Source organism: Actinomadura flavalba DSM 45200 (genome assembly GCF_000374305.1).
Classification (GTDB): Bacteria; Actinomycetota; Actinomycetes; order Streptosporangiales; family Streptosporangiaceae; genus Spirillospora; species Spirillospora flavalba.
In genome coordinates this window covers 1-13,685 of record NZ_KB894099.1, presented here as the reverse complement: position 1 = coordinate 13,685, position 13,685 = coordinate 1, and the positions used below count along the sequence as shown (strand labels likewise).

General features: G+C 72.8%; 13 protein-coding genes and 1 riboswitch. Of the genes, 8 read left to right on the top strand and 5 right to left on the bottom strand.

The features are described from left to right. Positions 1–12 precede the first annotated feature (12 nt). Entirely contained in the window at positions 13–1,716 is a 1,704-nt protein-coding gene (locus tag C229_RS0122500) for a serine/threonine-protein kinase (protein ID WP_018657370.1), read from the bottom strand. 60 nt (positions 1,717–1,776) lie between these two features. Between C229_RS0122500 and C229_RS0122495 the strand changes: the two genes are divergently transcribed. After that, positions 1,777–2,328, top strand: a complete 552-nt coding sequence (locus C229_RS0122495; protein ID WP_018657369.1) for an RNA polymerase sigma factor — start codon at positions 1,777–1,779, stop codon at positions 2,326–2,328. 7 nt (positions 2,329–2,335) lie between these two features. Here C229_RS0122495 and C229_RS0122490 read toward each other — a convergent pair whose 3' ends face one another. From C229_RS0122490 to C229_RS0122480, 3 genes are read right to left on the bottom strand one after another with little or no spacing between them, the layout of a single operon-like run. Continuing rightward, positions 2,336–2,905, bottom strand: coding sequence for an RBBP9/YdeN family alpha/beta hydrolase (locus C229_RS0122490; RefSeq protein ID WP_018657368.1), 570 nt, complete (start codon positions 2,903–2,905; stop codon positions 2,336–2,338). Between the two features lie 19 nt (positions 2,906–2,924). Beyond that, a complete protein-coding gene (locus C229_RS0122485) occupies positions 2,925–3,680 on the bottom strand; it encodes a class I SAM-dependent methyltransferase (RefSeq protein ID WP_018657367.1) in 756 nt (251 codons plus the stop codon). Between the two features lie 3 nt (positions 3,681–3,683). After that, entirely contained in the window at positions 3,684–5,117 is a 1,434-nt protein-coding gene (locus C229_RS0122480; protein WP_033424691.1) for an alpha,alpha-trehalose-phosphate synthase (UDP-forming), read from the bottom strand. A 99-nt stretch (positions 5,118–5,216) separates the two neighbouring features. Here C229_RS0122480 and C229_RS0122475 point away from each other — a divergent pair, with 99 nt between their 5' ends. From C229_RS0122475 to C229_RS0122445, 7 genes are all read left to right on the top strand, one after another. Further along, complete coding sequence (locus C229_RS0122475; protein ID WP_018657365.1) at positions 5,217–6,188, top strand: cation diffusion facilitator family transporter; 972 nt, start codon at positions 5,217–5,219, stop codon at positions 6,186–6,188. A 114-nt stretch (positions 6,189–6,302) separates the two neighbouring features. After that, a riboswitch (SAM riboswitch) is annotated at positions 6,303–6,442 on the top strand. A gap of 14 nt (positions 6,443–6,456) precedes the next feature. Further along, entirely contained in the window at positions 6,457–7,722 is a 1,266-nt protein-coding gene (gene thrC, locus C229_RS0122470; protein WP_018657364.1) for a threonine synthase, read from the top strand. A gap of 25 nt (positions 7,723–7,747) precedes the next feature. After that, positions 7,748–8,026 (top strand): MoaD/ThiS family protein, encoded by a 279-nt coding sequence (locus tag C229_RS0122465; RefSeq protein WP_018657363.1) that lies wholly within the window; start codon positions 7,748–7,750, stop codon positions 8,024–8,026. Between the two features lie 107 nt (positions 8,027–8,133). Beyond that, complete coding sequence (locus C229_RS0122460) at positions 8,134–9,108, top strand: aldo/keto reductase (RefSeq protein ID WP_018657362.1); 975 nt, start codon at positions 8,134–8,136, stop codon at positions 9,106–9,108. A gap of 251 nt (positions 9,109–9,359) precedes the next feature. Next, positions 9,360–10,985, top strand: coding sequence for a chaperonin GroEL (groL, locus tag C229_RS0122455; RefSeq protein WP_026314058.1), 1,626 nt, complete (start codon positions 9,360–9,362; stop codon positions 10,983–10,985). Positions 10,986–11,121: 136 nt separating this feature from the next. Next, positions 11,122–11,712 (top strand): LURP-one-related family protein, encoded by a 591-nt coding sequence (locus C229_RS0122450; RefSeq protein ID WP_018657360.1) that lies wholly within the window; start codon positions 11,122–11,124, stop codon positions 11,710–11,712. Between the two features lie 42 nt (positions 11,713–11,754). Further along, positions 11,755–12,078 carry a hypothetical protein gene (locus C229_RS0122445; RefSeq protein ID WP_018657359.1) on the top strand — a complete coding sequence of 108 codons (324 nt, stop codon included), beginning with the start codon at positions 11,755–11,757 and terminating at the stop codon, positions 12,076–12,078. Here the strand turns inward: C229_RS0122445 and C229_RS0122440 are convergent. Further along, complete coding sequence (locus C229_RS0122440; RefSeq protein WP_018657358.1) at positions 12,069–12,941, bottom strand: hypothetical protein; 873 nt, start codon at positions 12,939–12,941, stop codon at positions 12,069–12,071. The two genes, C229_RS0122445 and C229_RS0122440, sit on opposite strands and share 10 nt — an antisense overlap. Positions 12,942–13,685 lie beyond the last annotated feature (744 nt).

Below are 13,685 nucleotides of genomic sequence, written 5' to 3'. Positions count from 1 at the left end.
GCGCGCCCGGTCTCAGGGGGCGGTGAGCCGGAGCGTGTCGAGGATCTGCCCGGTGAGCGCGCGGTCGTCGGTCTCCTTGACGCGAATCCACGCGCCGAACGCACCGTCCCGGTCGCGCAGGCCGATCTCGGCGACGGACGGCGTCCCGACCGTGCAGCCGGTGAAGCGGGTGATCGTCCCGCTGAGCCGCCGGTCGGGCGAGGTGTAGTTCTCCGGCGGCGCCTTGGTGCAGTGCGGATGCGCGGCGGCCGACGGCGGCGGCAGCTTCCCGGCGGCCGCGTCGGTCGTGAGGCCGACGAAGACGCCCGGCACGGCGCCGTCGCCCTTGAACCGCGCCGCGTCCGGCGTCGCGCGCAGCACCGGGCGCGGCTGCGCGTCGGCGAGCCCCACCGACGACGGCGCCCACGTCGCCTCGGCGTCGCGCGGCCACGCCTTCGGCGCCGCGAACCGGATCTTCCCGGACGGATCGGCGACGGCGGCGAAGTCGGCGGGCGGCTTGGGCGGGCCGGGCGGCGGCGGCTTCTCGCCCCCTCGGCTCAGCAGCACGGCCACCAGGACGCCGACGAGCACGACGGCGGGCGCGGCGGCGGCGCCGATGAGCAGCGCGCGCCGCGACCCCTTGCGCGGCGCGGCCGGAGCGGCACCCTGCCACGGACCGGGCGGTCCGGGCGGGCCGAACCCGGACGGACCGGGCGGCGGCGGCACGTCCGGTCCGGGGCCGAACGGGTTCGGCGACGCGGCGTCGAACGGCGGCGAGCCGTACACCGCCGTCCCTCGCGGCGGCTCAGTCGGCCGCCGCGACGGCGGATCGACGACCGTCCGCTCCAGCTCCTCGTCGTCGTCCTGCCGGACGGGCGCCTGCGACGGCACCCCGTCGAACACCGTGTGGTCGGCGAGCCCGGCCGGAGCGTGGGCGGCGTCCGCCGCGGCCCGCAGCTCCGCCAGCGCCTCCGCGAACGCCTCCGCCGTCGGATACCGCTGGTCGCGCTCGACGGCCAGCGCCCGCAGCAGCACGGCGTCCACGGCGGGCGGCAGCTCCGGCCGCACCTCGCTGGGCCGCCGCCGGACGGGCGGATGGCCCGGGGCGCGGCCCGTCAGCATGTGGTACGCCAGCGCGCCGAGCCCGTACACGTCGGCGCGCACGTCGAGGCCGCCGCCGAACCGCGCCTGCTCGGGCGACATGTACCCGGGCGTGCCCACCGGGAGCGTGAACGCGCCGGACGCGTGCGCGAGCGCCTTGGCCAGCCCGAGGTCGGCGATCAGCAGCTTCTCGCCGCCGTCCCGGGTGGACTGGAACAGCACGTTGGACGGCTTGAGGTCGCGGTGGATGATCCCGAGCGCGTTGATGACCTCCACCCCGTAGGCGATCTCCTCCGCGAGGGCGAGCGCCGTCGGCACCGGCAGCGGCCGCTCGCGCATTCGGTCGCCGAGGGTGCCCCGGTCGGCGTACGACATGACGAAGTAGGGCCGCCGGTCGGGCAGCTCCCCGATGTCGTGCACGCGGACGAGCCGCCCCGAGTCGGCGCGCCGCAGGATGCGGGCCTCCTCCAGGAAGCGGTTGCGCACGTCGAGGTCGTCGACCAGGCTGCCGGTCAGCACCTTGATGGCGACCTGCGAGTCGAGCGCCTCGTCGTGGCCGAGCCACACGGACGCGAACGCCCCGGACCCGAGGACGCGTTCGATGCGGTAACGGCCGACGGCAGGAGGGAAGGACACTCCCGTATCATGCCGAACAAACCGGGTGAGTGCGCGAAACGAGCATGAGGGCTGGCGGCGATGGCATTCGACGAACGGACCGAGGAACTCGCGGTCAGCGCCGCCCAGGGCGACCAGGGCGCGCTGAACGAGCTGCTCCGCAGGATCGAACCGGACGTCCTGCGGCACGCCGCGCGGTTCCTGCCCTGCCGGCAGGACGCCGAGGAGGCGTGCCAGGACGCGCTGCTCCAGGTGGCCCGCAACATCCACCGGTTCGAGGGCCGTTCCCGGTTCAGCACGTGGCTGCACGTAGTCGTCGCCAACTCCGCCCGCTCGACCTACCGCTCGCTCAAGCGGCGCTCGGTCGAGCAGCCCGGCGAGCTGCCGCAGCAGCGGCCCGACCCGCGCCGCACGTCGGTGATCGCGGGTTCCCGGGTGGACATCCTGGACGCCATGGAAGACCTGGAGGCCCGCAAGCCGGACCTCATCCAGGCGCTCGTGCTGCGCGACGTCTCCCAGCTTGAGTACTCCGAGATCGCCGAGCAGCTCAGCCTGCCGCTCGGCACGGTGAAATCGCGCATCCACGAGGCGCGCAAGCAGGTCCGGCAGACCCTTGGGGAGTCCTACACCTGACCCCCGGCTAGGACGGACGCGCCGCCGCGAACGCCTCCGGCAGCCGGGTGACGCCCTCGTCGCCCAGGAAGTGCCCCGCGCCCGGGACGACCTGCGACGCGACGCCGAGCAGCCCGGCGAGACGGTCGGTGTGCCCGGCCGGGACGATGGCGTCGGCGTCCGACCGCAGGACGGTGACGCGGTCCACGTGCCCGGCGATGCCCGTCACGTCGGCGCCGTCCCCGATGTAGGCGTCCAGCTCCGGGAGGCCGGGGAGCCGGTCCACGAACCCGGCGACGAGCACGAGCGCGCCCAGCCGCCACGGCCCGTCCAGCGCGGCCAGGTGGCGCAGGACGGTCAGCGCGCCGAGGCTGTGCGCGACGATCACCGCGTTCTCGTCCGGGACGCCCGCCGCGTCGGCCACGGCCGCCTGCCACCGCGCCGGGTCGGGCGTCAGGGTGTCGGGCAGCGCGGGGATCGCGGTGGTGAATCCGGCCGCGTCCAGGTCGGCGGCGAGCGCATCGAACCAGTGGTCGCGGGGGGTCGCGCCGTATCCGTGGACGATGGTGGCGCGTCGCGGGGAAGATCCGTTCGTCATACCGGGAACGGTAAGTCCTCTAGCCCGGTTTGCGCGCCTCGACCAGGTGGCGCGTGGAGTGCGCGACGAACGGCCCCTCACCGGCGATGCGCTCGTGCAGCTCCCGCAGCCGGTCACGGTGGACGTCCGGGGAGAACCTGGGCACGATCCACACGACGAGCCGCAGGAAGTACACGATCGCGCCCACGTCGGCGAACTCCATCCGCAGCCGCTCGGCGCGCAGGCCGGTGACCTCCAGCCCCGCCGCCCGCGCCTGCGCGGCCTCGGCGGCCGGGTCGCGCAGGGCGCGCGCCTCCGGCTGCGGGCCGAGGAAGTGCTCGGTCAGCTCGAACACGCTGGCCGGGCCGACGTGCTGCGCGAAGTAGACGCCGCCGGGGGCGAGCACGCGCGCGATCCCCGCCCAGGGGACGGTCGCCGGATGGCGGCTGGTGACCAGGTCGAACGCGCCGTCGGTGAACGGCAGCGGCGCCGGGTCGCCGTGCCGGACGACGGCGACGCCGCGCGGGCGCAGCAGCGCGGCGGCCTTGGCCAGGTTCGGCGGCCACGCCTCGGTGGCGACCATCACCGGCGGCAGCGCGGGCGCCTCGTCCAGCACCTCGCCGCCGCCGGTCTGGAGGTCGAGCGCCGCGCGGGCGGCGGCCAGGCGCGCGGCCATCAGCCGCGCGTACCCCCAGGACGGGCGCTGCTCGGTGGCGCGGCCGGCGAGCCAGGAGAAGTCCCAGCCGTCCAGCGGCGCGGCGGCGGCCTCGGCGACGAGCGCGTCGAACGTGTCCACCGGTCAGTCCAGGGCGGCGAGCTGCCCGGCGAACCAGTCGCGCGGCGGCAGCGCCGTCGCCGCCTCGGCCAGGCGCTTGCAGCGGTCCGCGCGGTCGCCCTCGGGCATGAGCAGCGCGCGGTGCAGGGCCTCGGCGGTCTGCGAGACGTCGTAGGGGTTGACGAGCAGCGCGTCGTCGCCGAGGTCGGCGGCGGCGCCCGCCTCGCGGGACAGGACGAGCGCGCAGCCCCGGTCCGACAGCACCGGGCCCTCCTTGGCGACGAGGTTCATGCCGTCGCGGATCGGGTTGACGAGCAGCACGTCGGCCAGGCCGAAGGCGGCGAGCGAGCGCGGGTAGTCGTCCTCGACCTGGACGATCAGCGGCTCCCAGTCGCCGGTGCCGAACTCGGCGTTGATCGCGTCGGCCGTCTCCCGGACGGCCGCCGTGTACGCCCGGTATTCGGGCAGGTCGCCCCGGGACGGGTAGGCGAACGCGAGATGCACGACCCGTCCCCGCCAGCCGGGATGCTGGAGCAGCAGTTCCCGGTAGGCCGCCAGGCCGCGCACGATGTTCTTGGACAGTTCCGTGCGGTCCACGCGCACGATGAGCCGCCGGCCGCCGACGCGCTCGCGCAGCGCGGCGGCCCGGTCGGCCACGTCGGCCTGCGCCGCGCGGGCCCGCAGGTCGGCGGCGTCCACGCCCAGCGCGTGCACCCCCACCCGCGTCACATGCCCGGCGTACCGGACGGTCCGCGCGGCGTGGTCGACCTTCGCGCCCTCCAGCTCCGCGCAGCACGCCAGGAACGCCGCCGCCCACCGCTCGGTCAGGAACCCCGCGTGGTCGGCGCCGAGCACCCCGCCGAGCACGGCCGCCGCGATGTCGTCCGGCAGCAGCCGGAAGTACTCCGGCGGCGCCCACGGCGTGTGCGAGAAGTGCGCGATGCGCAGGTCGGGGCGCCGCTCGCGCAGCATCGCGGGCGCCAGCGACAGGTGGTAGTCCTGCACGACGGCCTTCGCGCCCGGCGCCGCGTCCCGCGCGAGCGCGTCCGCGAACGCCGCGTTGTACGCCTCGTAGGACTGCCAGTCGCGCCGCGCCCGCGCGTCGAAGTGCGGCGCGCGCGGTGTGTCGTACAGCAGGTGGTGCACGAACCACAGCGTCGAGTTCGCGACGCCGTTGTAGGCGCGCTGGAACGTCCCCGCCGGGATGTCGAGCATCCGCACGGCCGCGCCGCCGGTGTCGTGCCCGGCCAGGTCGAGGCGGCCGCCGGAGGCGCGCGCCGCCTCCCGGTCGGCGTCACCGAGCGCGGCGCACACCCACAGCACGTCGGCGCCGCCGCCCGTCACCCCGGCCAGGCCGGAGACGAGCCCGCCGCCGCCGCGCCGCGCGGTGAGCGCGCCGTCGCCGGACCGGGAGAACGAGACGGGGCCGCGGTTGGACGCCACCAGCACTTGGCTCATGCACCACAGCGTCTCAGGCGCGCACCCCCCGGCACACGTCGGCCCTGGACAAATCGCGTGGCGGATTACCGCCGCTGGTGAGGGGTAGCCACCCGCGCCATGAGCGCCGAGGAGACCAAGAAGACCGTCCTGATCGCCGGGGCGGCGAACCTGACGCTCGCGGTGACGAAACTGTTCGCCGGAGCCGTCGCCGGATCGAGCGCGATGCTCGCCGAAGGCGCCCATTCCGTCGCTGACACGCTGAACCAGGGCTTCCTGCTGGCGTCGCTGAGCCGCAGCAAGAAGCCCGCCGACCGGCGGCACCCCTTCGGTTACGGCAACGAGCGCTACTTCTGGTCGCTGCTGGCCGCGTTCGGGACGCTCGTCGCGGGCGCCGGGTACTCGATCTTCGAGGGCGTCCTGAAGATCCTCGGCAAGGAGGGCGGCGGCGGGCCGGTGTGGCTGGCGTTCGCGGTCCTCGGCGCGGCGGCCGTCCTGGAGGGGTCGTCGTGGCTGCGGGCGCTCTACCAGGCCCGCAAGGAGACCCGGGAGAACGGCCGCGACCTCGTCGACCACGTGCGGCGCTCGCCGGACATCACGTTCAAGGCGACGCTGTTCGAGGACTCCGCCGCCATGGTCGGCCTGGTCATCGCCGCGACCGGGCTCGGGATGCGCGAGCTGACCGGGTCGGACGTGTGGGACGGCGCCGCGTCCATCGCGATCGGGCTGCTGCTCGTCGTCGTCGCGTTCGCGGTCGGGAGCCAGAGCAAGGAGCTGCTGATCGGGCAGTCCGCCGACTCCGAGCAGCAGCGCGAGATCCGCGCGCTCATCACCGGGACGCCCGGCGTGACCGGCATCGAGGAACTGCTGACGATGCACTTCGGCCCGGACGAGATCCTCGTCGCCGCCAAGATCTCGTTCGCGGACGAGCTGAGCGCCGACGACGCCGAGGATCTGGCGACCGACATCGACCGGCGGCTGTGCGAGCAGATGCCGAACGTGGGCCACGTCTTCCTCGACCCGACGCAGCGCGACGACGGCCCCACACAGGCCCGGCGGCGCCGCCGCGAGGCCCGGAAACCCGTTGGGTGATCAAGGTTGCGCCGGGGTACCGTGCCTTCGAGGGTGAGACCCGGCGCTTCGCCGTGCCGGAGTCGTGTTGTAAAGTCACCCATACGACCTCATAGGGCGTACATAACTTCATATCGCTCATCCAGAGGGGTGGAGGGACCGGCCCGTTGAAGCCCCGGCAACCACCTGGCGCGTGAGCTCGCGATCCTGCGAGGCCCGCCGGGAGATGGTGCCAACTCCGGCCTGCGACCAAGGTGGCGCAGGGAAGATGGGGAGAAAGGGCCTCGCCATGGCGACCACGCCTGCCAACGACCAGCTCACGCCCGCCGGCAACCTCGGACCGGCCACCGCGCTCGTCTGCCGCGAATGCGGCGCGCGCCGCGACCTCGGCCCGCACTACGCGTGCGAGGAGTGTTTCGGCCCCCTGGAGATCGACTACGCGTTCGGCGACCTCACCCGCGCCGACATCGAGGCCGGACCGCAGAACATCTGGCGCTATAAGGGCCTGCTGCCCGTCCCGGCGAACGTCGCCGACACCCCCAACACCGAGCCCGGCCTGACGCGCCTCGTCCGCGCCGACAACCTCGCCGAGGCACTCGGCCTCCAGCGCCTCTGGGTCAAGGACGACAGCGGCAACCCCACGCACTCCTTCAAGGACCGCGTCGTCGCCGTCGCGCTCGCCGCCGCCCGCGAACTCGGCTTCAAGGTGCTGGCCTGCCCGTCCACCGGCAACCTCGCCAACGCCGTCGCCGCCGCCGCGGCCCGCGCGGGCATCCGCAGCGCCGTGTTCGTGCCGTCCAACCTCGAACAGCAGAAGATCATCACGACGGCCGTGTACGGCGGCACGTTCGTCACCGTCGACGGCAACTACGACGACGTCAACCGGCTCGCCTCCGAGATCGCGGGCGAGCAGGAGGACTGGGCGTTCGTCAACGTCAACGTCCGCCCGTACTACGCCGAGGGCTCCAAGACCCTCGGCTACGAGATCGCCGAGCAGCTCGGCTGGCGGCTGCCGGACCAGATCGTCGTCCCGGTCGCGTCCGGCTCCCAGCTCACCAAGATCGACAAGGCGTTCCAGGAGTTCATCAAGCTCGGCCTCGTCGAGGACAAGCCCTACCGCGTCTTCGGCGCCCAGGCCGCGGGCTGCGGCCCCGTCGCCGCCGCGTTCAAGGGCGGCCACGACGTCGTCCGCCCGGTCAAGCCCGACACGATCGCCAAGTCCCTCGCGATCGGCAACCCCGCCGACGGCCCCTACGTCCTGGACGTGACGCGCCGCACCGGCGGCGCCGTCGAGGACGTCACCGACGAGCAGGTCGTCGAGGGCATCCGGCTGCTGGCCCGCACCGAGGGCATCTTCGGCGAGACCGCTGGCGGCGTCACGGTCTCCGTGCTGCGCAAGCTGATCGAGAGCGGGCAGATCGACCCGTCCGCCGAGACCGTGATCATCAACTCCGGCGACGGCCTCAAGACGCTCGACGCCGTCGCGCCCGTCGTCGCCCCGTCGGCCAACATCAAGCCGACCCTCGACGCCTTCCGCGCCGCGAACCTCGCGTAATCCCGCGAACCCAAGGAGACCCAGCATGAGCACCGTGTCTGTGCGGATTCCGACGATCCTGCGGACCTACACCGGCGGCGAGGCGGAGGTGAAGGCCGAGGGCGGCACCCTCCGCGCCGTCGTCGCCGACCTGGAGGCGAACCACTCCGGCATCTCCGCCCGCATCCTCGACGACAACGGCAAGATCCGCCGGTTCGTCAACGTGTACGTGGGGGACGAGGACGTCCGGTTCGCCGACGGGCTCGACACCGCGACGCCCGCGGGCGCGCAGATCTCGATCATCCCGGCCGTCGCGGGCGGCTGATCGGTTCCGCGCGAGCCCCTTTCCCGGCGCCCGTCCGGGGAAGGGGCTCGCGCCGTTCCGTGCGGGGCCGTTCACGGAATGTCACCCCCGGTTGTCATGATGGGGACATGCGCTACCGCCTGCTCGGAGGCACCGGGCTCCGCGTCTCCGAACTCTTCCTCGGCACGATGGCGTTCGGCGGCACCGGCGCCGACTCCGCCGAGAGCCGCCGCATCGTCGACGCCTACGCCGACGCGGGCGGCAACGTGCTCGACACCGCCGTCACCTACCAGGGCGGCCAGGGCGAGGCCATCCTCGGCGAGATCCTGCAAGGCCGCCGCGACCGGTTCGTCCTCGCCACCAAGTACACCGTCTCGCGCGACACCTCCGACCCCAACGCCGCGGGCAACCACCGCAAGAACCTCGTCCGGTCCCTGGAGACCAGCCTGCGCCGCCTCCGCACCGACGTGATCGACCTGTACTGGGTCCACATGTGGGACAGGTACACCCCGATCGACGAGACGATGCGCGCCCTCGACGACGCCGTCCGCGCCGGGAAGATCCTCTACGCGGGCATCTCCGACGCGCCCGCCTGGGTCGTCGCCCGCGCCAACACGCTCGCCGAGGAACGCGGGCTCACCCGGTTCTCGGCCGTCCAGGTGCCCTACAACCTCCTCGACCGCGACGTCGAACGCGACCTGCTGCCCATGGCCGAGAACCTCGGCCTCACCGCCGCCACCTGGAGCCCGCTCGGGCACGGCGTCCTCATCGGCCGCAAGAAGGGCCCCGACGAACTGCCGCCCGACCGGGCCGCCGCCGTCCGCGCCCTCGCCGACGTCGCCGGGGAGATCGGGGCCACGCCCGCGCAGGTCGCGCTGGCGTGGACGCGGGCGCGGTCGCGGTGCGTCCATCCGATCGTCGGCGCGAGCACGCTGGAGCAGATCACCGACGACCTCGGCGCCGTCGACGTCACCCTCCCCGGCGACGCGCTGACCCGGCTGAACGACGTCGCGGACTTCCGTCCCGGCTTTCCCGGCGACTTCCTCGAACGTGCGGAACCGGGCGTCCTGGGCGCCGCCATCACCGGGCTTGACCGGCCCTGATGTCCCAGCTCGGGTATGGAACGGACGTAACGGGCATCAGGCCAGGTCGGGCCGGGCGCGGTTTGCACTCCTCGGGGTAGAGTGCTAAACCAGACATTGGCACTCTGCTGTGGAGAGTGACAACCACAGCGTGGGTTGAGGCGATGAGGCTTCAGTTCGGCGGCGGAATGGCAGCCGTCGGAGGAGGCCGTCCGTCGCGGGCGTCGTCTCGATCCGAACCAGGCCACCTGTTCCGGGAGGATCGGAGCCCTATGGCTGCAAAGATGATCGCGTTCGACGAAGAGGCCCGCCGCGGTCTCGAGCGCGGCATGAACCAGCTCGCTGACGCCGTGAAGGTGACGCTCGGTCCCAAGGGCCGCAACGTCGTGCTGGAGAAGAAGTGGGGCGCCCCCACGATCACCAACGACGGTGTGTCGATCGCCAAGGAGATCGAGCTCGAGGACCCGTGGGAGAAGATCGGGGCCGAGCTGGTCAAGGAGGTCGCCAAGAAGACCGACGACGTCGCCGGTGACGGCACCACCACCGCCACCGTCCTCGCCCAGGCCCTGGTACGCGAGGGCCTGCGCAACGTCGCCGCCGGCGCCAACCCGATGTCCCTGAAGAAGGGCATCGAGGCCGCCGTCGAGCGCGTCAGCGAGGAGCTGTCCAAGCTCGCCAAGGACGTGGAGACCAAGGAGCAGATCGCCTCCACCGCCTCCATCTCCGCCGGCGACCCGCAGATCGGCGAGATGATCGCCGAAGCGATGGACAAGGTCGGCAAGGAAGGCGTCATCACCGTCGAGGAGAGCAACACCTTCGGCCTGGAGCTTGAGCTCACCGAGGGCATGCGCTTCGACAAGGGCTACATCTCGCCCTACTTCGTCACCGACCCCGAGCGGATGGAGGCGACCCTCGACGACCCGTACATCCTGATCGTCCAGGGCAAGGCGTCCGCCAACAAGGACCTGCTGCCCGTCCTCGAAGGCGTCATGCAGTCCGGCAAGCCGCTGCTGATCATCGCCGAGGACGTCGAGGGCGAGGCCCTGGCCACGCTCGTCGTCAACAAGATCCGCGGCATCTTCAAGTCCGTCGCCGTCAAGGCCCCGGGCTTCGGCGACCGCCGCAAGGCCATGCTGGGCGACATCGCCACCCTCACCGGCGGCCAGGTCATCAGCGAGGACATCGGCCTCAAGCTGGAGAACACCTCGCTCGACCAGCTCGGCCGCGCCCGCAAGATCGTCGTCTCCAAGGACGAGACCACGATCGTCGACGGCGCCGGCGACGCCAACGAGATCGCGGGCCGCGTCAACCAGATCCGCTCCGAGATCGACGCCACCGACTCCGACTACGACCGCGAGAAGCTCCAGGAGCGCCTGGCCAAGCTCGCCGGTGGTGTCGCGGTCATCAAGGCCGGCGCCGCCACCGAGGTGGAGCTGAAGGAGCGCAAGCACCGCATCGAGGACGCCGTCCGCAACGCCAAGGCCGCGGTCGAAGAGGGCATCGTCCCCGGCGGCGGCGTCGCGCTGCTCCAGGCCGGCACCAAGGCGTTCGACAAGCTCGAACTGCCCGGTGACGAGTCCACCGGCGCGAACATCGTCAAGCGCGCGCTGGAGGAGCCCCTCAAGCAGATCGCCGTCAACGCCGGCCTCGAAGGCGGCGTCGTGGTGGAGAAGGTCCGCAACCTGACCCCGGGCGAGGGCCTGAACGCCGCCACCGGCGAGTACGTCAACATGTTCGAGTCGGGCATTCTCGACCCGGCCAAGGTGACGCGCTCGGCGCTCCAGAACGCGTCGTCCATCGCGGCGCTGTTCCTCACCACCGAGGCCGTCATCGCCGAGAAGCCGGAGAAGAACCCGGCCCCGGCCATGCCCGACGGCGCCGGCGGCATGGACTTCTGACCAGGTCCCCGACCACCGCGCACACGCCGTGCGCAGAGGGGCGGCCCCACTCCGGGGCCGCCCCTCTCGGCATTCCGGACGACCGGTTTCCCCAGAGCCTTTGGCAACGCCCGGCGGAGTTGGCAGGATCGCCCGGGTGAGCGAACTCTTCACCTCTCCCGTCCTGCGCGTCGAACAACCCCGGCGCGGCCCGTCCGCCCGCGTCCGCTACAAGGTCAGCGACGGCGACGGCACCCTGCTCGCCACCGCCGAGGAGAACAGCGCGCAGAGCCGCGCCCAGACGCTCAAGTCCGTCTTCCCCGGCAAGTCCAACCTGGACGCGCGCGGCGTCGTCATCTCCGACGCGGGCGGCGAACCGCTCCTCGTCATCGACAAGCCCGAGGGACGCACCCTCATCCGCGTCTGCCGCCCCGACGGCACGACCGTCGGCACCTACAACACCCTGCACGCCGGGCGCACGTTCGCGCTCCGCGACGGCGACGACGCCAAGATCGGCGGCCTCGTCGGTGACCTGTCCCGCCGCAACTTCACCATCGCCGACGCGGACGGCAAGCAGGTCGCCGTCATCCGCAAGCGGTTCTCCGGCGTGCTGACGCACCTGCTCACCACGTCCGACAAGTACGACGTCGAGATCTCCGCCGACGTCCCCGAGCCGCTGCGCACCCTCGCCGTCGCCGGGGCCATCGCCATGGACCTCGCGCTGCACGAGTCCAAGGAGATCATCTGAGCGGGGTTCCCCCGCGCCGGTCGCCGGAGTAGCGTCGCGCCCATGCGGGTCTTGGCGCGGCCGTCCGGCGACCGGGGGATCTCCCCGGCCCTCCCGGCGGTCGGGTACGTCCTGCTCGCCCTGCTCTGGGGCCTGTCCACGCTCGGCGGGTGGGCCGACGACGCGTTCTGCGCCGAGAGCGGGCCGTCCTGCTCCGGCGACCTCCGCCTCGTCATCGCCGCGTCTACGCCGTTCGCCGCGCTGGGCGTCGTCCTCGGCGTCGTGGCGCTGCGCCGGTGGGCGTTCCTGCCGTTCGTCGTCGCCGCGCTCGCCTGGGTCGCCGCCGGTGGCGTCGTGTTCGTCGGCGGGTTCCTCGTTCAGCCCTGACCGTGGGCGCGCAGCACGGCGACCGCGTTGACGGTGGCGTAGCCGCGCCACTCCAGCTCGGCGGCGGGGGAGTAGGAGGCGTAGTCGACCGTCCAGCCGCCGTCGAAGCGCTGCCCCGACGCGAGCCGCCCCAGGTCGGCGGCGACGAGGCCGGCGGCGAGGAAGCGGCCGGACGGGTCGTCCGGGCGCGGGGCGAGGTCGAGCGGGTGCAGCGTCTCGTCCGGCAGGCCGCCGGTGACGGCGAGGCGTCCGTTCGCCGGGACGAACCCCATGAGCTTGGCGAGGAGGCCGGGCGCCTCGGGCGCGGTGGCGTGGACGGCGTTCAGGAAGCGGACGGCGAACGCCAGGACGTAGGCGTGCGGGAGTTCGTCCAGCTCCGCGATGGCGTCCAGGCAGTACCGCGTCGCGCGGGCGAGCCACGGATGGTCCGCGACGGCGGGGACGCGGTGCGCGTGCGCGGCGGTCATCGCGGTGATCTGGAGCGAGGAGACCGCCGGGTCGGCGTCCGTCCAGAACGGCGCGCACGCCGTGGCGTCGACGAGGGGCAGGGCGAAGGGCAGGCCGCCGTCCGCCAGCGTGACGGACGCGAGCCAGTCCGCCAGTGCGCGCGCCTCGGCGGCGCCGCCGGTGAACTCGGAGAACGTCTCGAAGGCGTGCTGCGCTCCGGCGGGCTGGCTTTCGGGGGCGCGCAGGTCGGGTTCGAGGGCGTGGCCGTAACCGCCGTCCGGGTTGCGGTGGGCGTTGAGGGCGGCGAGCAGCGCGGCCGGATCGGGTTCCCCCAGGAGCGCGGCGAACCGGCGCCGGTCGAGCTGGCGTGCGTGCGCGGTCGTGAACCGCCGTGCGGCGTCGACGTCGTAGCTCATGTCCTCAGCCTGGGGGACTGCGCCGGGGACTGTCTTGCAGGAAACGGTCGCCTTGCCGCAAGGTCAGCAACACCGGTCGGCAAAGGCCGCCGAACCGGGAACACCGCGCGAGTGCCGCCCGTTGGACTCAGTACCGGGCACACCGCACGGCGCGCCCGCCGGAGATGAGATTCCCGCTCCCCGGAGCGTCGAAGGACTCTCTCGACGGCACGCGCTGACCGTCTCAGCCGCACGTTCGTGCGGGCAGGGGAGCCACGGGAGCGGCACGAAGGTGCCGCGACGCCACGTCAGGCGGCGACGCCGAGCGCGACACGCAGAATTTTCTGCGCCGTTCGGTTTGACGCCGGTGGCACATGGGCATACTGTTCACTTCGCCCCACGGGGAGCAGGACGCCTGACGGCGGCCGGCCCGGGGGTCCACCAACGAAGTCGATCACACGGTTTCCACCGTGTCCTCGATACTGCGGTGGCATCGGAAATGGCTCGGTTTGACAATCGGGCGGGATCTGGTGAAATAGCGGAGCCGCAGGGGAAGGGCCGCGAAAGCGGAACGGAACCGGCGGAATCGGAGAAGCCCCGGAATTGACAGCCGGAGCGGATTCGATAAAGTACACGAGTCGCCCCGGAGCGAGACCCGCCGCAAGCGGGTGGAGCGCGGTGGGTGTCCGTTTCTTGAGAACTCAACAGCGTGTTAAAAGCCAGTGCCTTTATAGCGGTCCGGATTGTTCCGGGCCGTACCCCCGA

Excerpts from the sequence above, each read along its gene's own strand:
- C229_RS0122495 (WP_018657369.1), top strand. The coding sequence starts at position 1,777 with ATGGCATTCGACGAACGGACCGAGGAACTCGCGGTCAGCGCCGCCCAG.
- C229_RS0122490 (WP_018657368.1), bottom strand. The coding sequence starts at position 2,905 with ATGACGAACGGATCTTCCCCGCGACGCGCCACCATCGTCCACGGATAC.
- C229_RS0122480 (WP_033424691.1), bottom strand. The coding sequence starts at position 5,117 with ATGAGCCAAGTGCTGGTGGCGTCCAACCGCGGCCCCGTCTCGTTCTCC.
- C229_RS0122475 (WP_018657365.1), top strand. The coding sequence starts at position 5,217 with ATGAGCGCCGAGGAGACCAAGAAGACCGTCCTGATCGCCGGGGCGGCG.
- thrC (WP_018657364.1), top strand. The coding sequence starts at position 6,457 with ATGGCGACCACGCCTGCCAACGACCAGCTCACGCCCGCCGGCAACCTC.
- C229_RS0122465 (WP_018657363.1), top strand. The coding sequence starts at position 7,748 with ATGAGCACCGTGTCTGTGCGGATTCCGACGATCCTGCGGACCTACACC.
- C229_RS0122460 (WP_018657362.1), top strand. The coding sequence starts at position 8,134 with ATGCGCTACCGCCTGCTCGGAGGCACCGGGCTCCGCGTCTCCGAACTC.
- groL (WP_026314058.1), top strand. The coding sequence starts at position 9,360 with ATGGCTGCAAAGATGATCGCGTTCGACGAAGAGGCCCGCCGCGGTCTC.
- C229_RS0122445 (WP_018657359.1), top strand. The coding sequence starts at position 11,755 with ATGCGGGTCTTGGCGCGGCCGTCCGGCGACCGGGGGATCTCCCCGGCC.
- C229_RS0122440 (WP_018657358.1), bottom strand. The coding sequence starts at position 12,941 with ATGAGCTACGACGTCGACGCCGCACGGCGGTTCACGACCGCGCACGCA.